Genomic DNA, 3,400 nt, shown 5'->3' with positions numbered 1-3,400 from the left:
GACAGCGGCGGTGGGGACGGCAGTGGCATCAGGCCCGGTCCGAGGCGTGCCCGGCGGCTGCCGGGTGGCCTGGCGCAGGCGCGGCCTCCGCGGCGTTCAACGGCTCGTATGTCACTGAGAGCTCACCTTCCGCGTCCAGCTGGGTGAGGATGTGGCCACGCCAGCGTGCGTCGTCAGTGTTACCGAAATCTTCCCGCCAGTGCGAGCCGCGGGTTTCCTGACGCATTGTGGCAGCCGCGACCAGCGCTGTGGCGACGGTCCGCAGGTTGGTCATCTCCCAGGCGTCCGGGCCGGCGGTGACGGTGCCGCCGGCCCGCAGGTCCCCGAGGGCGGCCAGCGTCTTCGCGGTCGCCCGCAGGCTCTGCGCACTGCGCAGCACTCCGGCGCCGTCGGCCATGGCGCGGGTCAGGTCGGCGCGGGCCGCCGGGTCGGCGAGCCCGGCCGAGCCGCGTCCCACCACCGGGTTCGCCGGCTTCGTCGGGGCGGGCAGCCCCCGGGCGAGATCGGTGCCGATGCGGGCGGCGAAGACCAGCCCCTCCAACAGGCTGTTGGACGCCAGCCGGTTCGCCCCGTGCACGCCCGTGCAGGCGACCTCGCCGCACGCGTACAGCCCGGGGACGCTGGTCCGCCCCCAGACGTCGGTGCGTACGCCGCCGCTGGCGTAGTGCGCTGCCGGAGCGACCGGGATCGGCTCGCGGACCGGGTCCACGCCGGCGGCCCGGCAGCGGGCGGTGATCGTCGGGAAGCGCCGCAGCAGGGTGGCGCTGCCCAGGCCGCGGGCGTCGAGGTAGAGGTGGTCGACGCCCTGGGCGGACATCACCTGGGACATCCGCTTGGCGACGACGTCCCGCGGCGCCAGGTCGGCGAGCGGGTGGACGCCGTCCATCACCCGGTGCCCGGCGGCGTCCACCAGGTGGGCGCCCTCGCCGCGCATGGCCTCGCTGACCAGCGGCTGCTGGCCGGAGACGGACGGCGCGCCGGACGGCTCATCGTCGCCGCCAGCCGGTCCGGTCGCGCCGGCCGGGCCCGCCCCCGCCCCCAGCCGCGCTCCCGCTGCCGTCGACGGCGGGACCAGCCACAACGCGGTCGGATGGAACTGGACGAACTCCAGGTCGGTGACGACCGCGCCGGCGCGCAGCGCCAGCGCCACGCCGTCCCCGGTGGACACCGGCGGGTTCGTGGTGGCGGCGAAGATCTGCCCCATCCCGCCGGTGGCGAGGATCACCGCGCGGGCGGCGACCGCGCCCACCCCGTCCTTGCTGCCCTCGCCCAGGACGTGCAGGGTCACCCCGGCGGCGTTGCCGTCGGCGTCCAGCAGCAGGTCGAGGACGAGCGCGTGCTCGATCACCTCGACGCCCGGGTCGGCGCGCACCGCCGTGATGAGCGCCCGTTCGACCTCCAGGCCGGTGGCGTCGCCGCCCGCGTGCACGATCCGGCTGCGCAGGTGGCCGCCCTCGCGGGTCAGCGCGAACCCGCCGGTGGAGCCGTTCCGGTCGAACGCGGCGCCCAGCTCGGCCAGCTCCCGCACCCGGGCCGGCCCCTCGGTGACGAGGATCCGCACGGCGTCGGCGTCGCACAGCCCGACCCCGGCGGTCAGGGTGTCGGCCAGATGATCCTCGGGGGAGTCCTCCGGGGCGAGCGCGGCGGCGATGCCGCCCTGCGCCCAGCGGGTCGACCCCTCGTCCAGGCGCGCCTTCGTGACCAGCAGGACCCGGCCGGCGGGCACGGCCGCGCGGGCGTGCAGGACGGCGCTGAGCCCCGCGATCCCCGACCCGATCACCACGATGTCGGCGTCGAGGGCCCAGCCCGGCCGGGGCGTGCCGAGGCGGCAGGGCAGGAAGGTCATGGGCGGACCCGCGCTCCGACCGTGGCCGGCCGCCCGCCGTCCGGCTCGTGCCGGGGCGCCTCCCGGCCGGTTCTCGTCCCGTCGACGGACAGCTGATCGACCGACAACGGCTGGACGATGTCCCCGCGCAGGCTGGACGGGTCGTCCGGGATCGCCGCCGCCGGATCCTGCCCGTGGGCGACGACCCGGTTGGTGGCGTCCACGAACAGCACCCGCGGGGTGAACCGGCGGGCCTCGGCATCGGCCATGACCGCGTACGCCAGAATGATCACAAGATCTCCGGGATGGACAAGCCTTGCCGCCGCGCCGTTGATCCCGATGATCCCGCTGCCGGGCGGGCCCGCGATCGCGTAGGTCTCCAGCCGGGCGCCGTTGTCGATGTCGACGATCGTGACCTGCTCGCCGGGGAGCAGGTCCGCGTCCGCCATCAGGTCGGCGTCGATCGTGACGGAACCGACGTAGTGCAGGTCGGCCTGGGTGACCGTGGCGCGGTGGATCTTCGATTTGAGCATGGTCCGGAACACGGTCAGCCGTCCTCCCCGGGCAGCGTGAGCTCGATGTTGTCGATCAGACGGGTGGTGCCCACCCGGGCCGCGACCAGCAGCAGCGCCTGGCCGGTGCGTACCGGTGCCAGATCGTGGGGGCCTGCCAGCCGCAGGTAGCCCACCTCGACGTCCGGTTCGGCGGCGAGCACCTCGCCGGCGGCGGCCAGCACCACGTCCGCTCCCTCGTCGGCGACGCGCACCCCGACGGCGAGCGCCCGTGACAGCGCGAGCGCGCTGCGGCGCTGGTGGGTGGTCAGGTAGGCGTTGCGGCTGGACAGCGCCAGCCCGTCCGGGGCCCGCACCGTCGGCACCGCGACGATCTCGGTCGGGAAGGCCAGGTCACGCGCCATCCGCCGGACGAGGACGAGCTGCTGGGCGTCCTTCTTGCCGAAGAAGGCCAGGTGCGGGCGGGTCAGGTGGAGCATGGTCGCGACGATCGTGAGGACGCCGTCGAAGTGCCCGGGGCGGCTGGCGCCCTCCAGCACCTCGCCGAGCGAGCCGGCGCTGACCCGGACGAGCGGCGGGGTCTCGTGTACGACCGGCGGGGCGAAGACGATGTCCGCGCCTTCGCGGCCGCACAGCTTCAGGTCGGCGTCGAGCGTCCGGGGGTAGCGGGAGAGGTCCTCGCGGGGGCCGAACTGCAACGGGTTCACGAAGATCGTGACGATCAGCTGGTCCGCGCGGGCCCGGGCGGCGCGGATCAGCTCGGCGTGCCCGGCGTGTAACGCGCCCATCGTCATGACGACAGCCCGTGTAGCATTTGCCGCTAAGGGTGACGCGTCGAGCAGTGAGTCGAGTTCCGCGCGGCTCAGGGCCAGCGCCGGTTCCCCGTCGCCGGGCGATCGGGGGCGTGGCGAAGCCGCGGTTGCGGATGTGGCCATCAATGTCGTTCCAGTCCTCGTAGGGGTACCGGACGTCGCGCGCCAGCCTAACCCGAACGCGATCGCGCGCGCACGTCTGTCACGTACCGCATATGTGACAAGCGGCTGGCGGCCGCGGCCGGCGGTTA

Annotated in this window: 3 protein-coding genes; all 3 read right to left on the bottom strand. The window is 74.6% G+C overall.

The genetic code is table 11. The features are described from left to right. Nucleotides 1–28 precede the first annotated feature (28 nt). From AC5LSR_RS20310 to panC, 3 genes are read right to left on the bottom strand one after another with little or no spacing between them, the layout of a single operon-like run. Complete coding sequence (locus AC5LSR_RS20310; RefSeq protein WP_250281947.1) at nucleotides 29–1,846, bottom strand: L-aspartate oxidase; 1,818 nt, start codon at nucleotides 1,844–1,846, stop codon at nucleotides 29–31. Then, complete coding sequence (gene panD / locus AC5LSR_RS20305; protein WP_250281946.1) at nucleotides 1,843–2,370, bottom strand: aspartate 1-decarboxylase; 528 nt, start codon at nucleotides 2,368–2,370, stop codon at nucleotides 1,843–1,845. Before panD ends, AC5LSR_RS20310 begins: the two co-directional genes overlap by 4 nt. A 2-nt stretch (nucleotides 2,371–2,372) precedes the next feature. Then, on the bottom strand, nucleotides 2,373–3,272 hold the full coding sequence (gene panC, locus AC5LSR_RS20300) for a pantoate--beta-alanine ligase (RefSeq protein WP_250281945.1): 900 nt from the start codon (nucleotides 3,270–3,272) through the stop codon (nucleotides 2,373–2,375). Between the last annotated feature and the right edge of the window lie 128 nt (nucleotides 3,273–3,400).

The sequence above is a fragment of the Protofrankia sp. CiP1_Cm_nod4 genome (assembly GCF_982290645.1).
The sequence above is the reverse complement of the archived record's forward strand: the minus strand, read 5'-3'. Positions and strand labels throughout refer to the sequence as shown.

Coding starts and splice junctions, on each gene's coding strand:
- AC5LSR_RS20310 (WP_250281947.1), bottom strand. CDS start 1,846: ATGACCTTCCTGCCCTGCCGCCTCGGCACGCCCCGGCCGGGCTGGGCC.
- panC (WP_250281945.1), bottom strand. CDS start 3,272: ATGGCCACATCCGCAACCGCGGCTTCGCCACGCCCCCGATCGCCCGGC.